The sequence below is a fragment of the Pseudomonas sp. B14-6 genome, assembly GCF_013260315.1.
Lineage (GTDB): Bacteria > Pseudomonadota > Gammaproteobacteria > Pseudomonadales > Pseudomonadaceae > Aquipseudomonas > Aquipseudomonas mandelii.
The window spans coordinates 3,361,764-3,388,403 of record NZ_CP053929.1 but is presented as its reverse complement, the minus strand read 5'-3'; the positions used below and the strand labels follow the sequence as shown (position 1 = coordinate 3,388,403).

At 59.4% G+C, this 26,640-nt stretch carries 26 protein-coding genes, 1 tRNA gene and 1 pseudogene; 7 read left to right on the top strand and 21 right to left on the bottom strand.

Features of this window, described 5'->3' with window-relative positions:
* Positions 1 to 84 precede the first annotated feature (84 nt).
* Entirely contained in the window at positions 85 to 2,142 is a 2,058-nt protein-coding gene (locus HP062_RS15465) for a methyl-accepting chemotaxis protein (RefSeq protein WP_077749019.1), read from the bottom strand.
* A 332-nt stretch (positions 2,143 to 2,474) separates the two neighbouring features.
* Between HP062_RS15465 and HP062_RS15460 the strand changes: the two genes are divergently transcribed.
* Entirely contained in the window at positions 2,475 to 3,692 is a 1,218-nt protein-coding gene (locus tag HP062_RS15460; protein ID WP_172791642.1) for an MFS transporter, read from the top strand.
* A 176-nt stretch (positions 3,693 to 3,868) separates the two neighbouring features.
* On the opposite strand, the gene ychF is transcribed toward HP062_RS15460, so the two are convergent.
* The 8 genes and pseudogenes from ychF to HP062_RS15420 form a co-directional block, all read right to left on the bottom strand.
* Positions 3,869 to 4,969, bottom strand: a complete 1,101-nt coding sequence (gene ychF, locus HP062_RS15455; protein WP_010458288.1) for a redox-regulated ATPase YchF — start codon at positions 4,967 to 4,969, stop codon at positions 3,869 to 3,871.
* Positions 4,970 to 4,991: 22 nt separating this feature from the next.
* Complete coding sequence (gene pth / locus HP062_RS15450) at positions 4,992 to 5,576, bottom strand: aminoacyl-tRNA hydrolase (protein ID WP_010458286.1); 585 nt, start codon at positions 5,574 to 5,576, stop codon at positions 4,992 to 4,994.
* A gap of 170 nt (positions 5,577 to 5,746) precedes the next feature.
* Entirely contained in the window at positions 5,747 to 6,349 is a 603-nt protein-coding gene (locus HP062_RS15445; protein ID WP_010458284.1) for a 50S ribosomal protein L25/general stress protein Ctc, read from the bottom strand.
* A 141-nt stretch (positions 6,350 to 6,490) separates the two neighbouring features.
* A complete protein-coding gene (locus tag HP062_RS15440) occupies positions 6,491 to 7,432 on the bottom strand; it encodes a ribose-phosphate pyrophosphokinase (protein ID WP_010458281.1) in 942 nt (313 codons plus the stop codon).
* Positions 7,433 to 7,478: 46 nt separating this feature from the next.
* Positions 7,479 to 7,553 (bottom strand) — tRNA-Gln (locus HP062_RS15435).
* Positions 7,554 to 7,589: 36 nt separating this feature from the next.
* Entirely contained in the window at positions 7,590 to 8,441 is an 852-nt protein-coding gene (gene ispE, locus HP062_RS15430) for a 4-(cytidine 5'-diphospho)-2-C-methyl-D-erythritol kinase (protein WP_010458280.1), read from the bottom strand.
* Positions 8,442 to 8,443: 2 nt separating this feature from the next.
* Positions 8,444 to 9,060: pseudogene (gene lolB, locus HP062_RS15425) on the bottom strand (lipoprotein insertase outer membrane protein LolB).
* Between the two features lie 4 nt (positions 9,061 to 9,064).
* Positions 9,065 to 10,789, bottom strand: coding sequence for a tetratricopeptide repeat protein (locus tag HP062_RS15420; RefSeq protein ID WP_077749018.1), 1,725 nt, complete (start codon positions 10,787 to 10,789; stop codon positions 9,065 to 9,067).
* A gap of 182 nt (positions 10,790 to 10,971) precedes the next feature.
* On the opposite strand from HP062_RS15420, the gene hemA reads away from it, so the two are divergent.
* The 6 genes from hemA to HP062_RS15390 all read left to right on the top strand — a co-directional run bounded on the left by hemA (position 10,972) and on the right by HP062_RS15390 (position 16,340).
* On the top strand, positions 10,972 to 12,261 hold the full coding sequence (gene hemA, locus HP062_RS15415) for a glutamyl-tRNA reductase (protein WP_010458274.1): 1,290 nt from the start codon (positions 10,972 to 10,974) through the stop codon (positions 12,259 to 12,261).
* Complete coding sequence (prfA, locus tag HP062_RS15410) at positions 12,258 to 13,340, top strand: peptide chain release factor 1 (protein ID WP_172791641.1); 1,083 nt, start codon at positions 12,258 to 12,260, stop codon at positions 13,338 to 13,340. The genes hemA and prfA overlap by 4 nt, the downstream gene beginning before the upstream one ends.
* Complete coding sequence (gene prmC, locus HP062_RS15405) at positions 13,341 to 14,171, top strand: peptide chain release factor N(5)-glutamine methyltransferase (RefSeq protein ID WP_172791640.1); 831 nt, start codon at positions 13,341 to 13,343, stop codon at positions 14,169 to 14,171. It abuts the gene before it with no gap.
* Positions 14,165 to 14,920: a molybdopterin-synthase adenylyltransferase MoeB gene (locus HP062_RS15400; RefSeq protein WP_010458269.1), complete on the top strand. Its 756-nt coding sequence runs from the start codon at positions 14,165 to 14,167 to the stop codon at positions 14,918 to 14,920. The genes prmC and HP062_RS15400 overlap by 7 nt, the downstream gene beginning before the upstream one ends.
* Positions 14,913 to 15,704 (top strand): glutamate racemase, encoded by a 792-nt coding sequence (murI, locus tag HP062_RS15395; protein WP_083375757.1) that lies wholly within the window; start codon positions 14,913 to 14,915, stop codon positions 15,702 to 15,704. Before HP062_RS15400 ends, murI begins: the two co-directional genes overlap by 8 nt.
* Positions 15,705 to 15,821: 117 nt before the next feature.
* Positions 15,822 to 16,340, top strand: a complete 519-nt coding sequence (locus tag HP062_RS15390) for an acyloxyacyl hydrolase (protein WP_172791639.1) — start codon at positions 15,822 to 15,824, stop codon at positions 16,338 to 16,340.
* A 129-nt stretch (positions 16,341 to 16,469) separates the two neighbouring features.
* Here the strand turns inward: HP062_RS15390 and HP062_RS15385 are convergent, their stop codons facing one another.
* The 12 genes from HP062_RS15385 to HP062_RS15330 form a co-directional block, all read right to left on the bottom strand.
* Positions 16,470 to 16,775: a YkgJ family cysteine cluster protein gene (locus HP062_RS15385; RefSeq protein WP_102594936.1), complete on the bottom strand. Its 306-nt coding sequence runs from the start codon at positions 16,773 to 16,775 to the stop codon at positions 16,470 to 16,472.
* A 53-nt stretch (positions 16,776 to 16,828) separates the two neighbouring features.
* Entirely contained in the window at positions 16,829 to 17,332 is a 504-nt protein-coding gene (locus HP062_RS15380; protein WP_010458261.1) for a DUF2878 domain-containing protein, read from the bottom strand.
* Positions 17,325 to 18,596 carry a cyclopropane-fatty-acyl-phospholipid synthase family protein gene (locus tag HP062_RS15375; RefSeq protein WP_077749013.1) on the bottom strand — a complete coding sequence of 424 codons (1,272 nt, stop codon included), beginning with the start codon at positions 18,594 to 18,596 and terminating at the stop codon, positions 17,325 to 17,327. The genes HP062_RS15380 and HP062_RS15375 overlap by 8 nt, the downstream gene beginning before the upstream one ends.
* Positions 18,583 to 19,398, bottom strand: a complete 816-nt coding sequence (locus HP062_RS15370; protein ID WP_172791638.1) for a DUF1365 domain-containing protein — start codon at positions 19,396 to 19,398, stop codon at positions 18,583 to 18,585. The genes HP062_RS15375 and HP062_RS15370 overlap by 14 nt, the downstream gene beginning before the upstream one ends.
* Positions 19,395 to 20,642 (bottom strand): NAD(P)/FAD-dependent oxidoreductase, encoded by a 1,248-nt coding sequence (locus tag HP062_RS15365; RefSeq protein WP_172791637.1) that lies wholly within the window; start codon positions 20,640 to 20,642, stop codon positions 19,395 to 19,397. The genes HP062_RS15370 and HP062_RS15365 overlap by 4 nt, the downstream gene beginning before the upstream one ends.
* On the bottom strand, positions 20,639 to 21,421 hold the full coding sequence (locus tag HP062_RS15360; protein WP_010458254.1) for an SDR family oxidoreductase: 783 nt from the start codon (positions 21,419 to 21,421) through the stop codon (positions 20,639 to 20,641). The genes HP062_RS15365 and HP062_RS15360 overlap by 4 nt, the downstream gene beginning before the upstream one ends.
* The gene (locus tag HP062_RS15355) at positions 21,418 to 21,840 is read right to left on the bottom strand and encodes a nuclear transport factor 2 family protein (RefSeq protein ID WP_172791636.1); all 423 of its coding nucleotides are present in this window, start codon (positions 21,838 to 21,840) and stop codon (positions 21,418 to 21,420) included. Before HP062_RS15355 ends, HP062_RS15360 begins: the two co-directional genes overlap by 4 nt.
* Entirely contained in the window at positions 21,833 to 23,278 is a 1,446-nt protein-coding gene (gene phrB / locus HP062_RS15350; protein WP_010458251.1) for a deoxyribodipyrimidine photo-lyase, read from the bottom strand. The genes HP062_RS15355 and phrB overlap by 8 nt, the downstream gene beginning before the upstream one ends.
* Positions 23,279 to 23,289: 11 nt before the next feature.
* On the bottom strand, positions 23,290 to 24,231 hold the full coding sequence (locus tag HP062_RS15345) for a MerR family transcriptional regulator (protein WP_077749008.1): 942 nt from the start codon (positions 24,229 to 24,231) through the stop codon (positions 23,290 to 23,292).
* A complete protein-coding gene (locus tag HP062_RS15340; RefSeq protein WP_145310086.1) occupies positions 24,231 to 25,193 on the bottom strand; it encodes a DUF523 and DUF1722 domain-containing protein in 963 nt (320 codons plus the stop codon). Before HP062_RS15340 ends, HP062_RS15345 begins: the two co-directional genes overlap by 1 nt.
* Before the next feature lie 203 nt (positions 25,194 to 25,396).
* Positions 25,397 to 25,612 carry a TIGR02450 family Trp-rich protein gene (locus tag HP062_RS15335; protein ID WP_010458245.1) on the bottom strand — a complete coding sequence of 72 codons (216 nt, stop codon included), beginning with the start codon at positions 25,610 to 25,612 and terminating at the stop codon, positions 25,397 to 25,399.
* Positions 25,609 to 26,595, bottom strand: coding sequence for an NAD(P)/FAD-dependent oxidoreductase (locus HP062_RS15330; protein ID WP_010458243.1), 987 nt, complete (start codon positions 26,593 to 26,595; stop codon positions 25,609 to 25,611). The genes HP062_RS15335 and HP062_RS15330 overlap by 4 nt, the downstream gene beginning before the upstream one ends.
* Positions 26,596 to 26,640 lie beyond the last annotated feature (45 nt).

Genomic DNA, 26,640 nt, shown 5'->3' with positions numbered 1-26,640 from the left:
TGCGTCAAGCGTAAATCCAAAATATTTCTCTACGCTTTCAACCGCTTATCCACCTGAGCCGAATATTCGGGCCGGGTGAGGGCGTCAACTGAGCTGAAATCTCCCGGTATTGGCACTCAAGGCCTTGCTGCCCTGGCTCAAGGTGTCCGCCGCCAGGTTCACCGCCCGCGCGCCTTCGAGCAACCTTACCGCGGCCTGATCGACCTGCTGGATGTTGCCGCTGACTTCATCGGCGGTGCTGGCCTGTTCCTCAACCGCCGTGGCGATCTGCGCCAGGGTGTCGGTAACGCCTTGCACCGCGTGGGCAATTTCCCCGAGGCGTTCGCCCAGGCCGGTGACCGACTGGGCATCACTTTGCGCTTGGCTACAGGCCGCTTCCATCAGGCTGACCGCCTCATTCACCGTGCTGCGCAGACTGTCGACAGTGCCGGCGATCTGCGCGGTGGAGGACTGAGTGCGTTGCGAGAGGCTGCGCACTTCATCCGCCACCACCGCAAAGCCGCGACCCTGTTCGCCCGCGCGAGCCGCCTCGATCGCCGCGTTGAGCGCCAGCAGATTAGTCTGCTCGGCCACGCCGCGAATGGTGTCGACCACCAATTGGATCTGCTGGCCTTGTTCGCTGACCCGGCCGAGTGCCGCCGCCGTGTCGTTCAAGCGCTGGTTGAGCTGCTGAATACTCGCCGTGGTGCGTTGGCTGTCGCGGCTGCTATCGGCCGCAATGCGTTGGGTGTGTTGAGCGCTGCCGGACGCCTGTTCGCAACTCTGGGCGACACCCTGAGAGGTCGCGGCCAACTGCGTGGCCGCAGCGGCGATCTGGCTGATCTGCAATTGCTGCGCTTCAACTTCGCCCAAGGCGCCGCTGGAGTGATGGTTGAGGGTGCGCACCGCGTTGCTCACCTGCAAGGTTTCGTGATCGACCCCCAGCAAACTGTTGCGCAGCTGCACCACGGCGACATTCAGGGCGGTGCTGATGGCCGCCAGCTCGTCGCGCCCCTGCACCGGCACTTGCAGGCTTAGGTTGCCGTCGCGCAATGCTTCGGCCAGCAGGGTGATGCCGCTGGCGCTGCGCCGGATCGAGGCCTGCAAGCAGATGAACAGGTACAGCGCGGCCAGCAGCAGGCAGCCAAAGATCGTCGCCACCAGAATAAACTGGCGGATCGCCGAGCCATGGTAGTAATCCAGGCGTTGATCCAGCGAAACCAATGACTGCTGGCGCAGCGAGGCGAGGTCGGTGAGCAGGCTGTCGAGGCTGCGCTCGAATTCTTCCGGCTTGAGCTTGATGCTGCCGCCGAAGACGCCGTCATCGAGGACTTTCAGTTCAGCGTCGAGATGCTTGAGGCTGTCGTGGTATTGCCCGGCCCAGCTTTGCAACGCGCTGGGCAGGCGTGCTTCCAGCAGGCTGGCGGTTTTCGCCAGCTGTTCCCGGGCATCGCCGATACGACTGCGCAAATCGCGCAATTGCAGACGGCTTTGCAGGGTGAACTGCCCGGACACCACCGATGCCTGACCGACGCTGGCCAGGCGGCCAACCCGCTCAATCAGGTCCGGCGCATGCTGTGTCGAGATTTGCGTCAGCAAGTAGGTTTCCAGCCACGGCGCGAGGGTCAGGCGATTGTCCATGGCGATCTGCTCGCGCAGGGCTTGCAGCGCACTCAAGGCATTGGTGAAACGATCGTAGCCATCCGGCCACCAACCAACGCTGCTCAGGCTTTTCGAGTCGAGGCCGTTGAGGGCGGTTTGCAGGGCCTGATAACGGGTCAGGGTGTCGCCCTCGGCGCCTTCGGTTTTCAGCGCATCACCGAGGTCCGAGGTGGCTTGGGCGACGGCGGGTTGAACCGCATCGAACCCAGCCATCGCGGCAAGGGTTGCAGGCGTTGGCTGGCGATTGGTTTCCGTCGCACGCCAGCGGGCGGCGCGGTCACGTTGGGCGGCGAGCAGGTTATCGAGCGCATCCAGGGCGAGCAGTTGCCGAACACCGGCACGTTCGCCGGAGATCAAGTTAAGTTTGGCGCGATAGTCCTGACCAATCATCACCAGGCTGCCTGCCAGCGGCAGGATAAACAGCAGAAACAACAACTGAAATTTGCGTGCGAAGCCAAAACGCCCCAGCAATCCGATCCCCGGTGATAAAAAAGCCTGCATGCCCCATGACTCCTCTGGACACCACGCACCATTGGCGTGCGTCGGGGTCGTTGCGACCGCGACTTGTGCCCTTTTAAAAGGCCTCGAAAGTTCACCCTTGTCAGCTCTGTAGGCCGACTCTGTAGCGAAACTTCCCATTCTCGGTCCCCTTTGTAAGGGGCCGCGTTGAAGCGGATTAACAAGGCAAGATTCAGACCATGGCGTTGCGCTATCACCTTCTTGGCGATGAGTGTCTAGGTCGTTAGCAGGCTAAGGGGATGGCGCTGTCGCACTGAAAAATGGCACATTGACGCACCTGCCTGCGTGCACCCATCTGCTGTACGGAAATTCTCATGGCTATCAGCAATGTTCAGACCGGCACGACGTCGGCACCCGCGACTTCACAAAGCAGCCCTCTGGTCATGCGCATCATTGGCGCGGTGGCGCTGGCGCATTTGATCAATGACCTGATCCAGTCAGTTCTACCGTCGATTTATCCGATGTTGAAGGCCAACTATGGCCTGACATTTACCCAGGTTGGATTGATCACTTTGACGTTCCAGCTGACGGCTTCGCTGTTGCAGCCATGGGTCGGTTACCACACCGATCGCCATCCCAAGCCCTGGCTGCTACCGGCGGGAACCGTCTGCACGCTGATCGGTATTTTGATGATGTCGGTGGTCAGTACTTTTCCGCTGATTCTGCTGGCGGCGGGGTTGATTGGCATCGGCTCGTCGACCTTTCACCCGGAAGCTTCTCGCGTGGCTCGACTGGCCTCGGGCGGGCGATTCGGTCTGGCGCAATCGACCTTTCAGGTCGGCGGCAATGCCGGCTCGGCCTTCGGCCCGTTGCTGGCAGCGGCGATCATCATTCCCTTCGGCCAGGGCCATGTGGCGTGGTTTGGATTGTTCGCCGTGTTTGCGCTGTTCGTGCTCTATCGGATCAGCCGCTGGTACGCCAACCACTTAAACCTGTTCAAGCTCAAACAAGGTCAGGCGGCAACGCACGGCCTGTCGAAACGCCGGGTGATCAGCGCGCTGGTGGTACTCGGGCTGCTGGTGTTCTCCAAGTATTTCTACATGGCCAGTTTCACCAGCTACTTCACCTTCTACCTGATCGAGAAGTTCGACCTGTCGGTAGCCAGTTCGCAGCTGCATCTGTTCCTGTTCCTGGGCGCCGTGGCGGCGGGGACGTTCTTCGGTGGGCCGATTGGCGACAAGATCGGGCGGAAGGCGGTGATCTGGTTCTCGATCCTTGGCGTGGCGCCATTCACGCTGATCTTGCCTCACGTTGATCTGTTCTGGACCAGCATTCTGAGCGTGCTGATCGGCTTTATCCTCGCGTCAGCCTTTTCGGCCATCGTGGTGTACGCACAGGAGCTGGTGCCGGGCAATGTCGGGATGATTGCCGGGGTGTTCTTCGGATTGATGTTCGGTTTTGGCGGGATTGGCGCGGCGTTGCTCGGGCATCTGGCGGATGTCCACGGCATCGAGTACGTGTACTTTCTGTGCTCGTTCCTGCCATTGTTTGGCGTACTGGCGATCTTGCTGCCAAGAACCAAAAAGGCGTAGCACCGCTCCACCTGTAGGAGCGTGACTTGCCCGCGAAGGCCATTACACCGTTTGCCAGGAACACCGCGTCATCGTTCTTCGCGGGCAAGCCTCGCTCCTGCAGGATTAGGTCTCGCCCGGATTTCAGGCACAAAAAAGCCGCGTATTAAACGCGGCTTTTTCTTGTGCGGCTGCTTTTACACGTTGAAACGGAAGTGCATCACGTCGCCGTCTTTAACGATGTAGTCCTTGCCTTCCAGGCGCCATTTACCGGCTTCTTTAGCGCCGGCTTCGCCTTTGTACTGGATGAAGTCGTCGTAGGCGATGACTTCGGCGCGGATGAAGCCTTTTTCGAAGTCGGTGTGGATCACGCCAGCGGCTTGTGGCGCGGTAGCACCTACGCGGACGGTCCAGGCGCGGACTTCTTCGACACCGGCGGTGAAGTAGGTCTGCAGGTGCAGCATTTCGTAGCCGGCGCGGATCACGCGGTTCAGGCCAGGCTCTTCGAGGCCCAGGGCTTCGAGGAACATGTCTTTCTCTTCGCCGTCTTCGAGTTCGGCGATTTCGGCTTCGATCTTGTTGCAGACCGGAACCACCATGGCGCCTTCTTCTTCGGCGATGGCCTTGACGATGTCCAGCAGCGGGTTGTTCTCGAAACCGTCTTCAGCGACGTTGGCGATGTACATGACCGGCTTGGTGGTCAGCAGGTGGAAGCCACGAATCACCGCTTTATCGTCGGCGCCCATGTTCTTCATCAGCGTGCGCGCTGGCTTGCCGAGGGTGAAGTGAGCGATCAGTTGCTCCAGCAGACCTTTCTGGACCACGGCGTCCTTGTCACCACCCTTGGCGTTACGGGCAACTTTCTGCAGTTGCTTCTCGCAGCTGTCGAGGTCGGCGAAGATCAGTTCCAGGTCGATGATTTCGATGTCGCGTTTCGGGTCGACGCTGTTGGAGACGTGAATCACGTTTTCGTCTTCGAAGCAGCGGACCACGTGAGCGATAGCATCGGTCTCGCGGATGTTGGCGAGGAACTTGTTGCCCAGGCCTTCACCTTTCGAGGCACCGGCCACCAGGCCCGCGATGTCGACGAATTCCATGGTGGTTGGCAAGATGCGCTTTGGATTGACAATGGCCGCCAGGGCTTCCAGGCGTGGATCCGGCATCGGCACGATACCGGTGTTCGGCTCGATGGTGCAGAAGGGGAAGTTCTCGGCCGCGATCCCGGATTTGGTCAGGGCGTTGAATAGGGTGGACTTGCCGACGTTAGGCAGGCCGACGATGCCGCAATTGAATCCCATGGTGTTTTCCCCGAGGAGTGAGTCAGGCCTTCTGGCTGTGCAGGTTTTTCATCGCGCGGTTCCATTCACCGGCGAGGATATCCGGCAGCACGCCGAGGGCAAAGTCGATGCTGGCATCGAGTTTTTCCTGTTCGGCGCGTGGCGCACGACCCAGGACGAAATTTGAAACCATACTGGCAACGCCCGGGTGGCCAATGCCAAGCCGCAAGCGGTAAAAGGTATTCTGATTGCCCAGTTGCGCGATGATGTCGCGCAACCCGTTGTGACCGCCATGGCCGCCGCCCTGTTTGAGCTTGGCAACGCCAGGTGGCAGGTCGAGTTCGTCATGCGCCACCAGGATTTCTTCAGGCGTAATGCGGAAGAAGCCGGCAAGTGCCGCGACGGCTTGGCCGCTGCGGTTCATGTAGGTGGTGGGAATCAGCAGACGAACATCCTGACCCTGATGCGAATAGCGCCCGGTCAGGCCGAAATATTTGCGATCGGCCACAAGGTTGACGCCTTGCGCGTTCGCGATGCGCTCAACAAAAAGGGCCCCTGCGTTATGCCGGGTCTGTTCGTATTCAGCGCCTGGATTTCCCAGGCCAACGATCAGTTTGATGGCAGTCACGATAGGGGCCCTTCTTTGGAGTGGTGGATAACATCGCCGCAATCAGTGTGTGCGGCGAAAGTGGACGAAAAGTGCTCATTTACCATTATGTAAACTCCGCGTTCTCGCCCGCTTTCTCGCTACGTTCCAGTCCGCGATGTTACTTGATCACTCCGGCATGACAGAGTGAATTACTCTGCTTCGCCTTCTTCAGTAGCTTCTGGAGCAACACGTGGAGCGTGGACGTTGGCAACAGCCTTGTCATCGCCGTGTGCCAGAGCAACAAACTCAACGCCTTTAGGGGCTTTGAGGTCGGACAGGTGAATGATCGAACCGATTTCGGCGTTAGCCAGGTCGACTTCGATGAATTCAGGCAGGTCTTTTGGCAGGCAGGTCACTTCGATTTCCGAAACAACGTGCGAAACTTCGCCGCCTTTCTTGATCGGGGCTTCTTCGCCAACAAAGTGTACAGGCACGATAGCGGTCAGTTTCTGGCCAGCTACAACGCGCACGAAGTCAGCGTGCAGTACGTGGCCTTTGGCCGGGTGACGCTGCAGAGCCTTGATGATTACGTTTTGCTTGGTGCCGCCAACGTTCAGCTCGATGATGTGGCTGTAAGCCGCTTCGTTTTCGAGCAGTTTGGCAACTTCTTTAGCCAGCATGCTGATGGATTCAGGGGCTTTTTCGCCACCGTAAACTACAGCTGGAACCAGGCTTGCGAGACGACGCAGGCGGCGGCTCGCACCTTTCCCCAGGTCGGAACGCACTTCAGCATTCAGAGTAAATTCGTTCATTTTGTATCTCCAAAATAACCACATTCGCCCCAGCGGTTGCGACCAGCGCTAAAGGCGATATGGGCAAAAAAGCCCCGCCCCGGCAGGAATGCCGGGGCGGGGCGCTTTTCGTCAGCGAGACAGTCGAGAAGGGCAGGGCCCTTAACGGAACATCGCGCTGATCGATTCTTCATTGCTGATGCGGCGGACCGCCTCGGCAACGACCGGCGCGATATCCAGTTGACGGATACGCGTGCAGGCTTGAGCAGCAGCGGACAACGGGATGGTGTTAGTCACCACCAGTTCGTCCAGCATGGAATTTTCAATGTTTTCGATCGCCCGACCGGACAGCACAGGGTGTGTGCAGTAGGCGAAAACCTTGGCGGCGCCATGCTCTTTCAGGGCCTTGGCCGCGTGGCACAGAGTGCCGGCGGTATCGACCATGTCATCGACCAGAATACAGGTACGCCCTTCGACATCACCGATGATATGCATCACTTCAGAGTGATTGGCTTTCTCACGGCGTTTGTCGATGATCCCGAGATCCACGCCCAGGGATTTGGCAACAGCACGTGCACGCACGACGCCGCCAATGTCCGGGGACACGATCATCAGGTTTTCGAAGCGCTGATCTTCAATGTCATCCACCAGAACCGGGGAGCCGTAGATGTTATCTACCGGAATATCGAAGAAACCCTGGATTTGGTCAGCATGCAGATCAACCGTGAGAACACGGTCGATGCCGACTACGGTAAGCATGTCAGCAACGACTTTCGCGCTGATAGCCACACGTGCGGAACGCGGACGGCGATCCTGACGGGCATAACCAAAGTAAGGAATAACAGCAGTGATACGAGTAGCCGAGGAGCGGCGGAAGGCATCAGCCATCACTACCAGTTCCATCAGGTTATCGTTGGTCGGAGCGCAAGTCGGCTGAATAATGAAAACATCTTTACCGCGGACGTTTTCATTGATCTCGGCAGTAATTTCGCCGTCGGAGAACTTACCGACAGAGATGTCACCGAGAGGGATATGCAGCTGACGTACAACACGCCGAGCCAGATCGGGGTTAGCGTTCCCCGTAAAGACCATCATCTTGGACACGCGCAGTACCTGAAGGCTGAGGGTAACCTGGATGAGTATAGGAAAATGGCAGGGGCGGCTGGATTCGAACCAACGCATGGCAGGATCAAAACCTGCTGCCTTACCGCTTGGCGACGCCCCTGTATCTGTTGCAACGATTACCCAGTAATCGATTCCTTTAGAGCAGATTTTGTAGCTTGCGATGCAACATCGAAACGTTGCTTCCTTTTGCTACAAACCCTGTAAGGGTCTCTGTAAGAAGGGCCGAGACTTTATCAGCTTCAGCTTTGCTTGGGAAGCCCCCAAACACACAACTTCCAGTTCCGGTGAGTTTTGCTTCGGTAAATTTACCTAACAAATTCAATGCGTTACGTACATCTGGATAACGCCTTGCTACCACCGGTAAGCAGTCATTTCGACTGTTTCCCTTGGGAACGGGGCGCACTTTAATGGGAGAAGAGTTACGTGTCAACAACGGATCTGAAAAAATTTCTGCTGTACTTACAGATACTTGCGGCACAAGCACGAGATACCACGGTTCTTCGGGGTCTACAGGGGTGAGTTTCTCCCCTACGCCCTCGGCGAAAGCCGCGTGCCCACGCACGAAAACCGGGACGTCGGCGCCCAGTGTCAGGCCCAGCACAGCCAGTCGATCCTCATCCCAACCCAGTTGCCAGAGATGATTGAGGCCGAGCAAAGTCGTCGCGGCATTTGAACTGCCGCCACCGATTCCACCGCCCATGGGCAGGATTTTTTCGATCCAGATATCGATGCCGAGCGAACAACCGGATTGTTCCTGAAGTTTTTTCGCGGCTTTGACGATCAGGTTGCTGTCGTGAGGAACGCCATCGAATTCGGTGTGCAACCGAATCACACCGTCGTCACGAACGGCAAACGTGATTTCGTCTCCGTAATCGAGAAACTGAAAAATCGTCTGCAACTCGTGATAACCGTCTTCACGGCGGCCGAGAATGTGCAGCATCAGATTGAGTTTGGCCGGGGAGGGCAGCGTCAAGCGCGCAACGGTCATGTTCACTGCCCCAGTTTGCGTGGTTGCCATTCCTTGATCACCAGCGTGACATCAAGGTCGGTGCCGTGCAGTTTGATCCGCTCGGGCAGCCAATAGCCGTTTTGCTCGGCGTAACTGAGGTATTCGACTTGCCAGCCGTCCTGCTCGAGATTGGCCAGCCGACTGTCGGCGTCCAGGGTCAGGCGACTTTTGCTGTCCGGGGCCGGAAGCCCGCGAACCCACCACGCCAGATTGGACACCGGCAGCTTCCAGCCGAGCTGTTCTTCAACCAGTGCTTCGGGGTCGTGGCGTCATAACGGCCCTGATTGGCCACTTCCAGCGAGACTTTGCCCGGACGGCCGGTCAAACGAGCCGCGCCGCGACCCAGCGGGCCAGAGAGGCGAATGTCGTAGTAATCCTGTCGCTGCAGCCAGAACAACGTGCCGCTGCCCGAGTCTTTTGGCGCACGAATACCGATCTTGCCGTTGATCTGCCAGCCATCAAGGCTGGTCAGCTGCTGTTTGTAATCGCGCCATTGGGCCGTGTTGCCTTGGCCCTGGACCGATTCGCGGGCGCCGAAGCCCGCGCAACCGGCGAGCAGGGCGATGAAGCTGAAAACAATAAGGTGGCGCAAAAACATAATCTTAAAGAGTCTCTGATCCGGTCAGGCGCTTGATGGTGCTGCGCAGGATGGGGCTGTCGGGTTGTTCCTTGAGGAACTTGCTCCAGATTTGCCTGGCTTCCCGCTGTTTGCCATTGGCCCACAGGACTTCGCCCAGGTGAGCGGCAACTTCCTGATCGGGAAAGCGATCCAGGGCCTGACGCAGATAGCGCTCGGCTTCATCGAGATTGCCCAGGCGGAAGTGCACCCAGCCTAGGCTGTCGAGTACCGCCGGGTCTTCCGGGTTGATCTGGTGCGCTTGTTCGATCAGGGCCTTGGCTTCGGCGTAACGCGTCGTGCGGTCCGACAGGGTGTAGCCGAGGGCGTTCAACGCCATTGCATTGTCCGGGTCGCGCTTGATGATCAGGCGCAGGTCTTTTTCCATCTGCGCCAGGTCATTGCGTTTTTCCGCCTGCATGGCGCGGGTGTAAAGCAGGTTCAAATCGTCCGGGTACTTCTGCAGCGCGGTTTGCAGAACCTTCCACGCCTTGTCGGGCTGATTGTTGGCAGACAAGGTCTCGGCTTCGATCAGGTACAACTGGATCGCGTAATCAGGTTGCTCGTCGCGTTCCGTAGCCAGACGGCTTTGGGCTTCGGCGGTCTTGCCGTTGTTGATCAGAATGTCGGTCTGGCGCAGTTGCGCAGGCAGATAGTCATTGCCGGGGCCGACCTGGGCGTACTCGATCAGTGCGCCTTGTGGGTCGTTGCGCTCTTCAGCTATACGGCCGAGGTTCAGGTGCGCCGAATCAACGTGGCTTTCCCGGGCGACCAAGTCTTCCAGATAACCCTTGGCCTCGTCCCAGGCCTTGGCTTCCAGGCACACCAGCGCCAGGGAATAACGCAGTTCGTCGTCTTCCGGGTATTGCTGGACCAGGCTTGAGAACTCGACCTTGGCGTCGTCCATGCGGTCCTGTTCAACCAGCATGCGTGCATAGGTCAGGCGCAGGCGTTTGTCGTCCGGGTATTTCTTGATGCTTTTTTGCAGCAGTGGCAAGGCTTCATCGCCACGGTTGAGCACTTGCAACAGGCGCGCGCGCAGCAGGATCGGGGCAATTTCGCCGTCGTCCGGCGGATTGTCTTCAAGCAAGGTCAGCGCGCCTTTGGCGTCACCGTCCTGTTGCAACAGCAAAGCCTTGCCGAAAATCAACTGGTTGTTGTTCGGGTGGCGCTGCAATAAGCGGTCAAAACTTTTCATCAGGCCGTTGCGCGTGTCCTGGTCGGTATCGGCCGCGGACAGGGCAAGAAAGTCGAAATGCGTGTCGCCTTTGCCGAGCAGGACTTTCTCCATATAGACCATGGAGTCGTCATAACGCCCGGCGCGCGCCAGCTGCACGGCAGCCGCGCGTTGCGCCTCGAGATCGTCCGGGGCGTTTTTTGCCCAGATCAGCGCGGTATCCAGGGCAGCCTGATCGGCGCCAAGGTATTCGGCAATGCGGAAGGCTCGCTCGGAGATGCCCGGATCCTGAGTGTTGATAGCCTGGGTGACGTAGTTGTCCAGGGCAATGTCGAAACGATTGCGCTGGCCAGCCAGTTCGGCGCTCAACAGGCTGAAGACGGTTTCTTCACTGAATGAGCTGTAAACCTTGGGCTTTTCAGGGGCCGGAGTGCTGTCTTCGACCGGCGGCGTACCGTCCGACGAAACGGGTGCCAAGACCTGGCAGCCGCTGAGGAAGACAAAAGCGAGGAGCAACGCGGAGGATCTATTCATATAGGAAGAGGACGACTAACCTGCGGTCGGATCATCATGACACAAGCCTTCGGCCAAACATAACCGAGTCTCGATGGATGCCTTTATAGAGGCAGGTCATTGGGACAATAGTCAGCGGTAGTTGTTCTGGCTCTGTCGAAGTAGGACAATTGCCGGCTTCACGTCACCATCAGCGACCTTGAATGGCCTTCCTTGCACTCGGTATCAACCACAAGACTGCTTCAGTAGACGTCCGCGAGCGCGTGGCCTTTACCCCTGAGCAGCTGGTGGAGGCCTTGCAGCAGCTCTGCCGACTTACCGACAGCCGCGAAGCTGCGATCCTCTCCACCTGCAATCGCAGTGAACTCTATATAGAACAGGATCACCTTTCGGCTGACATCATCTTGCGCTGGCTGGCCGATTATCATCATTTGAGCCTCGAAGAGCTGCGTGCGAGCGCTTATGTGCACGAAGATGATGCGGCAGTTCGTCACATGATGCGGGTGGCTTCCGGGCTCGATTCGCTGGTGTTGGGCGAACCGCAGATTCTCGGCCAGATGAAATCGGCCTACGCCGTGGCGCGTGAGGCCGGCACCATCGGTCCGCTGCTCGGGCGCTTGTTTCAAGCGACGTTCAACGCGGCCAAGCAAGTGCGCACCGACACGGCCATCGGCGAGAACCCGGTGTCCGTGGCGTTTGCCGCGGTCAGCCTGGCGAAACAGATTTTCAGCGATTTGCAGCGCAGCCAGGCCTTGCTGATCGGCGCCGGAGAGACCATCACCCTGGTCGCCCGCCACCTGCATGAACTGGGTGTAAAGCGCATTGTGGTCGCCAACCGAACCCTGGAACGCGCGAGCATCCTTGCCGAGCAGTTTGGTGCCCATGCCGTTTTGCTCTCGGACATCCCGGCAGAGCTGGTGCGCAGCGACATCGTGATCAGTTCCACTGCCAGCCAGTTGCCGATCCTTGGCAAAGGCGCCGTGGAAAGCGCGTTGAAACTGCGCAAGCACAAACCGATCTTCATGGTAGACATCGCTGTTCCTCGGGATATCGAGCCGGAAGTCGGCGAGTTGGACGACGTTTACCTCTATAGCGTCGACGATCTCCACGAAGTGGTCGCCGAGAACCTCAAGAGCCGGCAGGGCGCTGCCCAGGCGGCGGAAGATATGGTCTTGGTCGGTGCCGAAGATTTCATGGTCCGCCTGCGTGAACTGGCGGCGGTGGATGTGCTCAAGGCCTATCGCCAACAAAGCGAGCGCATGCGCGACGAAGAATTGCAGAAGGCCCAGCGCATGCTGGCCAATGGCAGCAGCCCCGAAGAGGTGCTGGTGCAATTGGCGCGTGGCCTGACCAACAAACTCTTGCACGCCCCGAGTGTGCAGTTGAAAAAGCTTTCTGCCGAAGGCCGCCTCGATGCGCTGGCCATGGCCCAGGAACTCTTTGCCCTGAATGAGGGCTCATCGGATAGCTTTTCGGATAAGAAACCGCAATGAAAGCGTCACTGCTCAATAAGCTGGACATCCTCCAGGACCGTTTCGAGGAATTGACCGCCCTGCTTGGCGATGGCGAAGTCATTTCCGATCAAAACAAATTCCGCACCTATTCCAAGGAATACGCGGAAGTCGAACCGATTGTCGCCACCTATAAACAGCTGCTCAAAGTGCAAGGCGACCTCGAAGGCGCCCAGGCACTGCTCAAGGACAGCGACCCGGACATGCGCGAAATGGCCGTGGAAGAAGTTCGCGAAGCCAAAGAGCAACTGATCGACATCGAAGCCAGCCTGCAACGCATGCTGCTACCCAAGGACCCGAATGACGGGCGCAACGTGTTCCTCGAAATCCGTGCCGGCACCGGCGGTGACGAAGCGGCGATTTTTTCCGGCGACCTGTTCCGTATGTATTCGCGTTATGCCGAGCGGCGTGGCTGGCGGGTGGAAATTCTCTCGGAGAACATCGGTGAACACGGCGGCTATAAAGAAGTCATCGCCCGTGTTGAAGGCGAAAACGTCTACGGCAAACTGAAGTTCGAATCCGGCGTGCACCGCGTGCAACGGGTTCCGGCCACCGAATCCCAGGGTCGCATCCACACCTCGGCCTGCACCGTGGCGGTGTTGCCTGAGCCGGATGAGCAGGAAACGATCGAGATCAACCCGGCGGACCTGCGGGTCGATACCTATCGTTCCTCCGGGGCCGGCGGCCAGCACGTCAACAAGACGGACTCGGCGATCCGCATCACGCACTTGCCGTCCGGTATCGTCGTCGAATGCCAGGAAGAACGCTCGCAACACAAGAACCGCGCCCGGGCGATGTCCTGGTTGTCGGCCAAGCTCAACGATCAACAAACCAGCGCCGCCGCGAACGCCATCGCCAGCGAGCGTAAGCTGCTGGTCGGTTCGGGGGATCGCTCCGAGCGCATCCGCACCTACAACTTTGCCCAGGGCCGGGTGACCGACCACCGGGTCAACCTGACGCTGTATTCCCTCGACGAAATCCTCGCGGGCGGCGTCGAGGCCGTGATTGAACCGTTACTGGCCGAGTTCCAGGCCGATCAATTGGCAGCGATAGGTGAGTAAATGACGATCATTGCCAGTTTGTTGCGCGCCGCCGATTTGCCCGACTCGCCCACGGCGCGTCTGGATGCCGAATTATTGCTGGCCGCGGCCTTGGGCAAGTCCCGCAGCTTTCTGCACACCTGGCCGGAACGCATTGTGCCGAGCGAAGCCGCGCTGAAGTTTGCCGAGTACCTGCAACGTCGTCGCGGCGGTGAGCCGGTGGCCTACATTCTGGGGCAGCAAGGGTTCTGGAAGCTTGATCTGGAAGTCGCGCCGCACACGCTGATCCCGCGCCCGGATACCGAACTGCTGGTGGAAGCGGCGCTGGAATTGCTGCCAGCCACACCGGCCCAAGTGCTCGATCTTGGCACCGGCAGCGGCGCCATTGCCCTGGCTTTGGCCAGCGAGCGTCCGGCGTGGAAAGTCACTGCGGTGGATCGCATACTCGAGGCCGTGGCGCTGGCCGAACGCAATCGTCAGCGCCTGCACTTGAACAATGCCACGGTGCTGAGCAGCCATTGGTTCAGCGCCCTGGAAGGTCAGCGTTTTCATCTGATCATCAGCAACCCGCCGTACATCGCCTCCGCCGACCCGCATCTGGTAGAAGGCGATGTGCGCTTCGAACCGGCCAGCGCTCTGGTGGCTGGCATCGACGGGCTCGATGATCTGCGCCTGATCGTCGCCCAGGCGCCGGATTATCTGGAAGCGGGTGGCTGGCTGATGCTCGAGCACGGTTACGATCAAGCCGAAGCCGTGCGCGACTTGCTGTTGAGCCGCGGCTTTGAAGCAGTCCACAGCCGCACCGATCTGGGCGGTCACGAACGTATCAGCCTGGGGCGTCTGCCGTGCTGAATGATCAGGAGTTGTTGCGCTATAGCCGGCAGATTCTGTTGCAACACGTCGATATCGACGGCCAGTTGCGGCTGAAAGAAAGCCGCGTATTGATCGTCGGTCTTGGCGGTCTTGGCTCACCGGTGGCGCTGTATCTGGCCGCGGCCGGTGTCGGCGAGCTGCACCTGGCGGATTTCGATACGGTCGACCTGACCAATCTGCAACGCCAGATCGTTCACGACACTGACAGCGTCGGCTCGAGCAAGGTCGATTCAGCGATCCGCCGACTGAGCGCGATCAATCCCGAGATCCAACTGATCGCCCATCGCACCGCACTGGACGAAGATTCCCTGGCGGCCGCCGTGGCGGCGGTGGATCTGGTGCTGGACTGTTCCGATAATTTCTCGACCCGTGAAGCGGTCAACGCGGCCTGCGTTACTGCCAGCAAACCGCTGGTCAGCGGCGCGGCGATTCGCCTCGAAGGGCAGTTGTCGGTGTTTGACCCGCGACGCCCGGAAAGCCCGTGTTACCACTGTCTATACGGTCACGGCAGTGAAGCCGAATTGACCTGCAGTGAGGCCGGCGTTGTCGGTCCACTGGTTGGGCTGGTGGGCAGCCTCCAGGCGCTGGAAGCCCTGAAACTGCTGGTGGGTTTCGGTGAGCCATTGGTGGGGCGCCTGTTGCTGATCGATGCCCTGGGTTCGCGCTTCCGTGAATTGCGGGTCAAGCGCGATCCTGGCTGCAGCGTCTGTGGTTCGACACATGCGTGAAGCGCCAATCGGCGTATTCGACTCCGGCGTCGGTGGGCTTTCGGTATTGGCCGAGATCCAGCGTTTGCTGCCCAACGAGTCGCTGCTGTACGTCGCCGATTGCGGCAATGTTCCCTACGGCGAAAAAACCCCTGAATTCATCCAGCAGCGTTGCAGCGTGATGGCCGAATTTTTTCAGCAGCAGGGCGCGAAGGCCTTGGTGCTGGCCTGCAACACGGCGACCGTCGCCGGTGTTGCGGACTTGCGGCGCGATTTCCCTGCGTGGCCCATCGTCGGCATGGAGCCCGCCGTCAAACCTGCCGCTGCCGCCACCCGCAGTGGTGTGGTCGGTGTGCTCGCGACCACCGGCACGTTGCAGAGCGCCAAGTTTGCAGCCTTGCTCGATCGTTTCGCCACTGATGTACGCGTTATCACTCAGCCGTGCCCCGGCCTGGTGGAGCTGATTGAAAACGGCGATCTGCACAGCGAGGCATTGCGTCAGTTGCTGGCCGGGTACGTCGGGCCGCTGCTCGGCGCCGGGTGCGACACGATAATTCTGGGCTGCACGCATTATCCCTTCCTAAAGCCATTGCTTAAGCAGATGATCCCTGAAGACATCAGCTTGATCGACACCGGTGCCGCTGTTGCGCGGCAACTCCAGCGTTTGTTGGCCGAGCGTGAGTTACTTGCCGAGGGGCCGGCACGTGCTGCGCAGTTCTGGACGAGTGCCGATCCGGAGCATTTCAGGACTATTTTGCCGACGCTGTGGAACAGCGGCGGTGTTGTGCAAAGCTTCGATAGATAACTAAAAAAAAAGTGGGCGAAAACGAATAATTGGGCTGAACTTCTGATTAATCGTCGACTTCTATAGCGGTGAGCAACAAAAAAACCATATGAAATCGTTCGGAAAAGGATGTTTCTAGTGAAGCGACTATTCTGCTTGGCCGCGATTGCGGCCGCACTGATGGGGCACAGTTTTACCGCGCAGGCGGCAGGCGTGGAATTCGCGGTCGGACAGACCAGCGAGTCGACCATGACCTATCGATTGGGCATGCAATTCGATTGGGACAAGAGCTGGTTGCAGAGTGATATCGGTCGTTTGACGGGGTACTGGAGCGGTGCCTACACCTATTGGGAAGGCGACAAGACTTCCAGCAACCACAGCCTGTCGTTCGCGCCGGTGTTGGTTTACGAATTTGCTGGCCAGACCGTCAAGCCTTATGTGGAGTTGGGGGTCGGCGTCGCGGTATTCGCCAATACCGAAGTCGAAAACAATCAACTCGGCAGTGCTTTTCAGTTTGAAGACCGGTTCGGTTTTGGCCTGCGCTTTACCGGTGGACATGAAGTCGGCATTCGTGCGACGCACTATTCCAATGCCGGGCTCAGTAGCCCGAACAACGGTGTAGAAAGTTACGCGCTGCACTACACGATGCCGCTCTGAGACTCGCTCCTTTAAGTGTGGGAGCGAGCCTGCTCGCAATTGCGGTCTGCCATTCAGCAACAGTGTTGACTGACAGGAAGCCATCGAGAGCAGGTTCGCTCCCACACTGGATGTGCGTCGACTTCAAATTCAGCGATACGCCGTGGTAATCCCCTGGCGCTCTTCGAGGCACTCCGGTGCGCCCATCTCGAACTCCCGGCAGATCAGCGGGCGCTTTTCGTAGATGGTGCACATCATGCTGTTGCGATCCAGCGCAGCGCACCAGCCGTCATCCAGACGCAGCATGACTTCCCCGCCCCAATCATCGGTATCGATAAAACGTTCAGGCACGCCCGTGTCGGTGATCAGCATGACTTCGAGCTGGCAGCAACAGGCTGCGCAAGTCGAGCACGTGACGGCCGGTTCGGTGATTTGCGTGTGGGGAATGGTTTTCATGGCGGGCAGTGTAAGGCAGTGCGCCCTGGCTGTGTTAAAGGCCTGACGGACGCTTAGCTGCGGGTGTCCGCCGCCAGCCGTTGCGCCATGAAATGCAGCGTTGGGAACAGCATGGCCCAGAGCAGGCCGATACCCAGCAGCGTGGGCACCTGACCGTAAGGAAACTGCACGCCGGCCAGTTGTCCACCGGCGTAATACGACAACGGCCCACCCACGGCGCCCAGCAGGCTGCCGAGCCACCAAGGTTTGGCGGTCCATTGCAGGCAGTGGCGCAACGTGGTTGCCAGTAACGCCCACAACAGCATCAGCCACAGCGGGATCAAGGGCGCGACGTCGGCGAAATCGAACACACCAAGCCAGCGCAACGAACTGTCGACGGTGGTGCCCAGCAGCACAACGCTGAGAATCAATCGGCCTTCATCCGCCCAGCGACTTATCCACAGCAGATGAATCACCAGTACCGCCAACGCCACCAGCAACCATAAACTGTCGCCGCCCATCACACAGGCAAACCAGCCGAGCTGAAACAGTGCGGCATTGGCCAAGCGCTCACGCATCGAAGCGCCCCAGCAGCGGCGCGGGCATTGCCGAGGGTTTGGCCAGCACCATTTGCGCGGTGCCGATGGTGCGCTCCAGAAATCCCCCTTCGCAGTAGCACAGATAAAATTCCCACAACCGCAGGAAATAATCGTCGTAGCCCAACTCGCTCAAGCGGCCCTGGGCTCGGCGAAAATTCTCATGCCACAGGCGCAGGGTTCGGGCGTAGTGCAGGCCGAAATCCTCCATGTGCAGCAAATTCATGTCGGTGTCGCGGCTGATGACTTCCAGCATCTTCTGCACACAGGGCAGGGCACCGCCAGGAAAAATGTAACGCTGAATGAAATCGACGCTGCCCTTGGCCTGTTCGTAGCGCTGTTCGCGGATGGTGATGGCCTGCAACAGCATCAGGCCGTTGCTTTTGAGCAACTGCGCGCATTGCTTGAAATAGACCGGCAGGAAGCGATGGCCGACCGCTTCGATCATCTCGATCGACACCAATTTGTCGTACTGCCCGGTGAGGTCGCGGTAATCCTTGAGCAGCAGCGTGACCTGGTCTTGCAGGCCGAGGGCTTCAATGCGTTGGGCAGTGAAGGCGTACTGTTCTTTTGAAAGCGTGGTGGTGGTGACCTTGCAGCCGTAATGCTGCGCCGCGTAAAGCGCCATGCTGCCCCAGCCGGTGCCGATTTCCAGCAAGTGATCACTGGGTTTGAGCGCGAGTTTCTGGCAGATCCGTTCCAGCTTGTTCAACTGCGCCTGTTCCAGGCTGTCTTCGTCCGTCAGGAACTGTGCGGCGGAATACATCATGGTGGGGTCGAGAAACTGTTCGAACAGATCGTTGCCCAGATCGTAGTGGGCGGCGATGTTTTTCTGCGAACCCTTGCGCGTGTTGCGATTGAGCCAGTGCAGCGCTTGAACGAAAGGGCGGCCGAGTTTCGCCAGGCCACCTTCCAGCGCATCCAGTACCTCAAGGTTACTGACGAACACGCGAACCACCGCGGTCAAGTCCGGCGAACTCCAATAACCGTGGATAAACGCTTCGCCAGCGCCGATCGAGCCGTTACCCGCCACCAGCCCCCACGCCGCCGCGTCGAGGATATGGATCTCCCCGATCAATGGGCTGCCTGCGGTCCCGAAAACTTGCCGTTCGCCGTTTTCGATGACCACCAGTTGTCCATGTTTGAGCTGCGTGAGTTGCCGCAATACACCACGGCGCAGCAACGATCCGGTCAGGCCGTTGGTGCTGAGCAGATTGACTTTGGCCGAGGCGCTAGAGGATTTCATGACGGTGATCCTTGGGAGGAACGATGGCGGTTTGAACGCTGCCAACGGCAGCCTGATGAGCAAATATCGGTGCGCGCTTGAGCAGCAGGCGCAGGGCCTGCCAATAGATCGCCAGGCAGGTTTTCGCCGTCATCCATGGAAAGCGCCGCAAGTAACGATGCAGGCTGGCACGGTCCAGTGCCTGGCGTTTCAAGCTGAGCGTGGCGTCGAACAACTTCAGCTCGCCCTGCCAGTCCGCCATGTGCACGCCGAGCCGTTTCGCGGCGGGGCTGAAACTCATGCGGTATTCCAGGTCTGGCGGTAGAAACGGCGAAACGTGAAACGCCTTCGCCACGGCAAAATGTTGATGGAAATCGCCGAGATTCTCCGGGGCCTTGGCCGGCAATACATAGTGATAACGCTCGCGCCACGGGGTGTTGGTGACTTCGCAAAGAATCGCCGCCAGTTGCCCATCAGCCTCATGGCAGTAGAAAAAACTCACCGGGTTGAACGACAAACCCCAACTGCGCGGCTGGGTCAGCAGGCAGATCGAACCTTGGGGCGCATGACCGATGGCCTGGCCGACGAGCTGGCGCACCGCGTCAATCAGGCGCATGCCGCTGCCGGTATAGGTTTTGAGGTAATCGCTCTCGCGAAACGAGAACGGTGCGAAGCGACTGTTGCCCGAGAACGGCGACAGGTCGAACACGGCCTCCTGTTCGTCGAGGTCCAGGTACAACAGACCGATCCGGTAACGGAAGGCATGAGGCTTTGGGGCGAACCGCCGATGCGCGATCCAGCCTCTGTAGAGGGCGCTGTTCACAACACTTCACCAAACGAGCGAGCAACGCGCAACGCGCTGACCACGCCGTCTTCATGGAAACCGTTGGCCCAATAGGCGCCGCAATAATAAGTGTGTTGCGCGCCGTCCAGTTCCTCCCAACGGCTTTGCGCAGCAACGGCCGCCAGGCTGAATTGCGGATGGGCGTAAGTGAATCTGGCGAGCACTTTACTCGGGTCGATGCCAGCGCTCTGGTTGAGGCTGACGCAGAACGTGGTGTCGCTCTGGATGCCTTGCAGGATATTCATGTCGTAGGTAACGGCGGCCCGTGTATGGCCCGGGCCACCGAGGCGGTAATTCCAGCTGGCCCACGCAAGTTTTCGAGTAGGCAGCAGGCGTGTGTCGGTGTGCAGCACCACTTCGTTGTCGGCGTAGGGCAGGGCGCTGAGGATCGATTGTTCGGCATCGCTCGGCTTGGCCAGCAGTTTCAGGGCCTGATCGCTGTGGCAGGCGAACACCACTTTGTCGAATCGCTCGCTTCCGGCGGTGCTGTGGATAACGATGCCTTCCTCATCCCGCTCGACCCGGGTCACCGGGCAGCCGAGACGGATTTTCTCTTTGAAGGTCGCCGTCAATGGCTCGATGTAAGCACTCGAGCCACCTTCGATCACCCGCCACTGCGGACGATTGCTGATGGACAGCAGGCCGTGATTCTTGAAAAACCTGACGAAGGATTGCAGCGGGAAACCGAGCATGTCAGCCATGGACATCGACCAGATTGCTGCGCCCATCGGCACGATGTAATGCAGGATGAAGCGTTCGCCATAGCGGCCGTTTTTCAGATAGTCGTCCAGCGTGGTGTCGGCGGCGATCCGACCCTCGGCCAGGTCACGCTGCGCCTCTTTGTTGAAGCGCTGGATGTCGCGCAACATGCCCCAGAAGCCGGGTGACAACAGATTTCGCCGTTGGGCAAACAGGCTATTGAGGTTATTGCCGTTGTATTCCAGGCCCGAGTCCGGATCCTTCACTGAAAAACTCATTTCAGTCGGTTTCGACTCCACGCCGATCTGGCCGAGCAGGCGAATGAAATTCGGGTAGGTCCAGTCGTTGAACACAATGAAACCGGTGTCCACGGCGTAGCGCTGGTCATCCACGGTCACGTCCACGGTATGGGTGTGCCCGCCGATCCAGTCGCTGGCCTCGAACAGGGTGATCTCATGCCTGCGATTGAGCAGACAGGCGCTGGTGAGCCCTGAGATTCCGCTGCCAATGATCGCAATGTTCACGGCACGTCCCTGATCGGTGGGCTGCTGCGCACCATGCGTTTGCCGATGGCCAGTTTCACGCAATTGGGCATTTTCGACAGGGGCCAGAGAGCAGCCATGAACAGTCCCGGAAAAGCGATCTCCAGGGGGCGGTTCTTGAGTTTGGCGAAGATGTGCCGGGCGGCTTTCGCCACTGGCCAACTGAGCGGCATCGGGAAGTCGTTTTTCGCCGTCAGTGGGGTCTCGACAAACCCCGGGCTGACCACTGTGACTTCGATGCCTTCCGGCGCAAGATCGATGCGCAGGGATTCGAACAGATAACGCAGCCCGGCCTTCGACGCGCCATAGGCTTCGGCCCGTGGCAGGGGCAGGTAGGTCACCGAACTGGCGACGCCCACCAGATGCGGCGCGGTGCCCTTGCGCAACAAGGGCAACGCGGCCTCGATGCAATAGGCGCTCGCGAGCAGGTTGGTGCGCACCACGTGTTCGACGATCGAGGAATCGAACTGCTTGACGTCGACGTATTCGCACGTGCCGGCGTTGAGGATCACCGTGTCCAGCGAGCCCCATTCATGGGCGATCTGTTCGCCGATTTCGCGCACCGCCTGACTGCTGGTCAAATCGCCGGGCACGACCAGCACTTGCCCCGGATAACGCTGGGACAAGACTTTCAGCACCGCTGTAGAGCGCGAGCTCACGGCCAGATGAGCACCGGTTTTGAGGATTTCTTCAGCCAGCGAGGCGCCGATGCCGCTGCTGGCACCCGTCAGCCAGTATCGCCGTGGAGGTGTAAGACTCATCCCATTCTCCTTTTCAGCCAGGCAATCGCCCGACCCAATACGGGTAAATGTTCGTAAAGCAGTGCCCCGGCATCGAAGTAATCCCGGTGACGATAAACCTTGTCGCGCCAGAGCAGGTACGAGCAGCCGTCGACACGAATCAACCGGCCGCCGCTCAGGCGCGGATGGCGGAAACTCATGACCCAGCGCAGATACCCTTGGCCTTCGCCGGTCTGGTCGAAACCGTGAAAATCGAAACGCAGTTCGGTGACGTTGGCGTAGAGCTCCGTGAAGTAGCTGCGCAACTGTCCGAGCCCTTGCACTTCATGCAGCGGATCGGTGAAGTGCACGTCTTCGGTGTACAGCTCGCCGAGGCGTTGCAAACTGTTTTTATCCAGCTGCGCGAATTGCCGGGCAAACTGCCGCAGGAAATCACTCATGAGCGCCTCCGGCATCGTGTCGCGAGGGCAAGTTCTTGAACGCTGCCAAGGCTCGCTGGCGCGAAGTGCTCAGGTTGACGATCGGCGACGGATAATCCGCCACGCCGAACAGACCGCCGACGTTCGCCGGGTTGTGCACGTCTTTTTTGTTCAGCCCAGCCAGTTCCGGCAGCCAGTGCTTGATGAACACGCCTTCGGCGTCGAATTTCTCCGATTGGCTCAGCGGATTGAAAATACGGAAATAAGGGGCCGAGTCAGTGCCCGTGGACGAACTCCACTGCCAGCCACCGTTGTTCGCCGCCAGGTCACCGTCGATCAAGTGGCGCATGAAAAAGCGTTCGCCTTCGCGCCAGTCGATCAGCAGGTTCTTGGTCAGGAACATCGCCACCACCATGCGCAAGCGGTTGTGCATCCAGCCGGTTTCGAGCAACTGGCGCATGGCCGCGTCGATGATCGGCAGGCCGGTACGGGCTTGCTGCCAGGCCAGCAGTTCTTCCGGGGCGTCGCGCCAGGCCAGAGCTTCGGTCTCCGGGCGGAAGGCGCGGTGACGCGAGACCCGTGGGTAGCCCACCAGAATGTGTTTGTAGAACTCGCGCCACAGCAACTCGTTGATCCAGGTGACCGCGCCCACCTTGCCGCTTTCGAACTCGCCTTGATTACTGTGCAGGGCGGCGTGCAAACACTGGCGCGGGGAAATCACCCCGGCAGCGAGGTAAGCCGAGAGCTGGCTGGTGCCGGGTTTGGCCGGGAAGTCGCGCTCGCTTTTGTAGTAATCGATTTGTGCGTCGGCGAAGGTGTCGAGACGGCGTTGAGCTTCGGCTTCGCCGGCGGGCCAGAGCTGGCGCAAGCTCTCGCTGGGCATGTCGAACCCTTTAACACTCGATGGAATGTCGTCACTGCTGATGGGCAACGGATCCTGTACGGCCGGTTTGGCCACCCGTCCCGGAAGCGACCGGTGCAGACGTTCGTAACAGACTTTGCGGAACTGGCTGAAGACCTGGAAATAGGTGCCAGTCTTGGTCAACACGGTGCCCGGATTGAACAACAACTGATCGAGGTAGCTGAAGAAGTCGATGCCATGGGCCTTGAGCGTTTCGGCGACTGCCGTATCGCGACGGCTTTCATGAACCCCGTATTCCTCGTTGACGTGCACCGCCTCGGCGTTTAATTGCTGACACAGCTTGAGCAAAACCTGCGGCGCTTCATCCCAGCGAGGGGCGTGGCGAATCAGAAGGGGGATGTTCAGTTCGCCCAGCGCGTCGCTCAGTTCACCCAGATTGCGCAGCCAGAAATCCACTTTGCACGGCGCGTCATCGTGTTCCAGCCATTGCGCCGGGCTCAACAGGTACACGGCCACCGTCGGGCCGCGAGCGGCAGCAGCCGACAGGGCGGTGTTGTCGTGCAGGCGCAAGTCGCTACGCAACCAGATCAAATGCATGGAAGTGTCCATTAAATAAGCCCACGATTGACCAGTTCCTGGTGAGCCGATAGCGGGTCTTCAGCCAGGAACAAATCAACACTCTCGGACGTTTTTGCGGACAGCTCGGCGTGGTGGATGCATACCGTTGGTCCGGCAATCATTTTTGGGCAACTGACGCCATTCAAAAGTTTCGGCAGCTGCGAAATGTTCATGGCTTTGCTGGAATACAGCAGTACGCCGCGGGCTTGCAGGTGATCGACCGCCAGCGCGAGTTCGCCTGGCGGCAGCGGCCAGTCGAAGACTTCCACCGGGCAATCGGCGCTGCTGATCAGCCACGCGGTCAGCCACAGGCAAGGTTCCAGTGGCTGGTCCGAGTGATTGATCAATAGCAACGGCGCGGTGCGTAACTGACGGTTGTTATGGTAGATGCGTGCGCCGAATTTGCTACGCAGCCAGGAAAAGAAAAACACCCGCTCCATCTGCGCGCCGAACTGGCCCTGCCAGCGTTGCTCCAGCTCCGCCAGCAACGGCATCAGCAGTTGTTCGCACAAGGTGCGGGGCGGATACAGCGCCATGGCTTGATTGACGGTGTCATCCAGCGTGCGTTCATTGAGCTGGGTCACCGCTTGCAGCAATGTCTGGCCCAGCACTTGCCAATCGTTTTCGACGGTTTCGGTAAAGGCCTGTGGCGTGTCGAGCAGCTGCTTGACCTGACTGACGGCCACGCCGCGATTGAGCCAGGTGAGGATGGTCAAAATCCGTTGAACGTGTTCGGCAGAAAACAAGCGATGCCCCTTGGGCGTGCGCTGGGGCACGATCAGCCCGTAGCGTCGCTCCCAGGCACGCAGGGTCACGGCGTTCACGCCAGTCTGGCGCGCCACTTCGCGAATCGGCAGCCAGCCTTCGTCCAGGGCTTTCTTGAAGTCGGCGCCAAGGTCTTCGCTGGCGCTGGTGTCGATTGGGCTTTTCATTAGATTGCGTTTCGCAGGCTGAGGTTTTCCGGGTGCGGCTGAAGGTAAACCTGCTGCGCGATGTATGGATCCGGGTGTTGACGGAAATAGTGTTTGAGCAGCGTCAGCGGCACCACCAACGGCACGATGCCGTGCCGGTACTGGCCGATGACGTGCTGCATTTCCTGCTTGTCTTCAGGGCTGATGAATTGCTTGAGATAACCGCTTATGTGCTGCAGGACATTGGTGTGGGTGCGCCGCGTCGCGCATTTTTTCAATGCCGCCATCAGTTCGCTGAAATAGCGCGGGCCCAGTTCCGCAGGATCGGTCTGGCCCATGTTGCCCAGCAGGTTGCCCAGGGTTTTGTATTGCACCGGGTTATGGGCCATCAGCAAGTATTTGTAGCGCGAGTGAAATTCTATGAGGCCGCGTCGTGTCACTCCTTCTCGCAATAGCTGCTGCCAGGCGCTGTAGGCGAACACGCGGGTCAGGAAGTTTTCGCGCAATACCGGGTCGTTGAGGCGGCCATCTTCTTCCACCGGTAAGTCGGGGTGCAGGGCGCAGAACGCCTGGGCGTAGATACCACGTCCACCTCCGTCCACCGGCGACCCGTTGGCCTGGTAGACCTTGACCCGCTCGAGGCCGCAGGAAGGGGATTTCTGCATAAAGATGTAGCCGCAGATATCGTCCAGCTCCGCAGCCATTTTCTGACCGTACTCGGCGAGCGGCCGGGTGACGTTAGTCTCAGGGTTGACGGTGCCAACGGCTTCGGGATTTTCGGGGTCGCCGATCAGGCGGATCGGTTCGCGAGGAATGCCCAAGCCAATGGCGACTTCCGGGCACACCGGTACGAACTCGAAATAGTCGGTGAGGGTTCGGCTGCACAGGCGCGATTCCTTGTGCCCACCGTTGAAACGCACCTCCGCTCCCATCAAGCAGGCGCTGATGGCGATTTTCGGTAGAGTCGCTGGCTGTACATGCATCGGAACACCTCGAATCCAGACCTGTACAGAGCGGTAACTCTGTACAACTTTGTCTTCATCATAGATTCAAAGGTGTACAAGTCAAATTATTTGTATAGGTTTTCGGGAGGGGAGTGCATTCCCTTGTGGGAGAGGGCTTGCTCGCGATAGCGGTGGATCAGGCGACACATGGGTAGCTGACACACCGCATCCGCGGGCAGGATCTATTTCCAGCCGAGTATCCAGTCGTCGCTGGCTTTCAGCGATTGCCATGGGAGACGCTCACTGCGTTGGGTCAGCACCGCCTGCAATTCGACGTCCAGCACCGTGCCTTCCTCATCGCGGAACAGTTCGGTCACCAGAAAATGTTTCTCGCGGTTTCGCGGGTGGGCTGCTGTCCATTTCGACAGCAGCAATTTACTCGGATTGATTCTATTCACTGCAAGTGCTCGTGTAACCGTCGTGCAGCTTCCTGGCCGCTGAGCCAGGCGCCTTCGACACGCCCGGACAGGCACCAGTCGCCGCATACATACAGTCCCAGGTCGGCATCGGCCAAGGCACCCCATTCGTGACTGCTGGCGGGACGCGCGTAAAGCCAGCGGTGCGCGAGGCTAAAGGTCGGGGCGGGCATGGCGCTGTGCAACAGCTCGGCAAATGCACCGTGCAGTTGCTCGATCACCGCCTCCTTGGGCAGGTCGATATGTTGCCGGCTCCAGGCGCTCGTCGCGTGCAGCACCCAGGTGTCGAGGGTGTTGTCGCGCCCGGGTTTGCTGCGGTTGCGCGCCAGCCAGTCGAGCGGGCTGTCCTGCACGAAGCAACCTTCCATGGGGGTATCCAGCGGCGTATCGAATGCCAGCGCCACCGCCCACGTTGGCTCCATTTTCACCCCGGCGGCGGCCCCGGCGAGTTTCGGCGCGGAGGCCAGCAGTGCCGTGGCTTGAGGCGCCGGCGTGGCGATCACCACGTGACTGAACGGACCATGGGTGAAGCCTTCGGCGTCTTGCAGGTGCCAGTGTTCTTCACCGCGATAGACCTCGGTGATCCGGCAGGCGAAATGCACTTCCAGGTCGCCGAGCAAGCCGCGGGTGATGGCGCTCATGCGCGGTGTTCCGACCCAGCGTGTCTGTTCGTCCGGCGACAGGTTGAGCTGCCCGCCGTGGAAGGTGTAGAGCTGCGGCGTCCACTCGGCGACCCAGCCGTTGGATTGCCAACGCTGGACCTCGGTGACGAAGCGCCGGTCGCGGGCAGTGAAATACTGTGCGCCCATGTCCAAGGCACCCGCATCACTGCGCTTGCTCGACATGCGTCCGCCACTGCCGCGGCTTTTATCGAAAAGTTGAACACTGTGCCCGACTTCTGTCAGGGCCTGAGCGGCTGAGAGCCCGGCGATGCCGGTGCCGATGATTGCGATAGGTACAGTCATAGGGGCCTCGTTTACCTTTCTGTACAGACTACGCCGTGGTTTAAA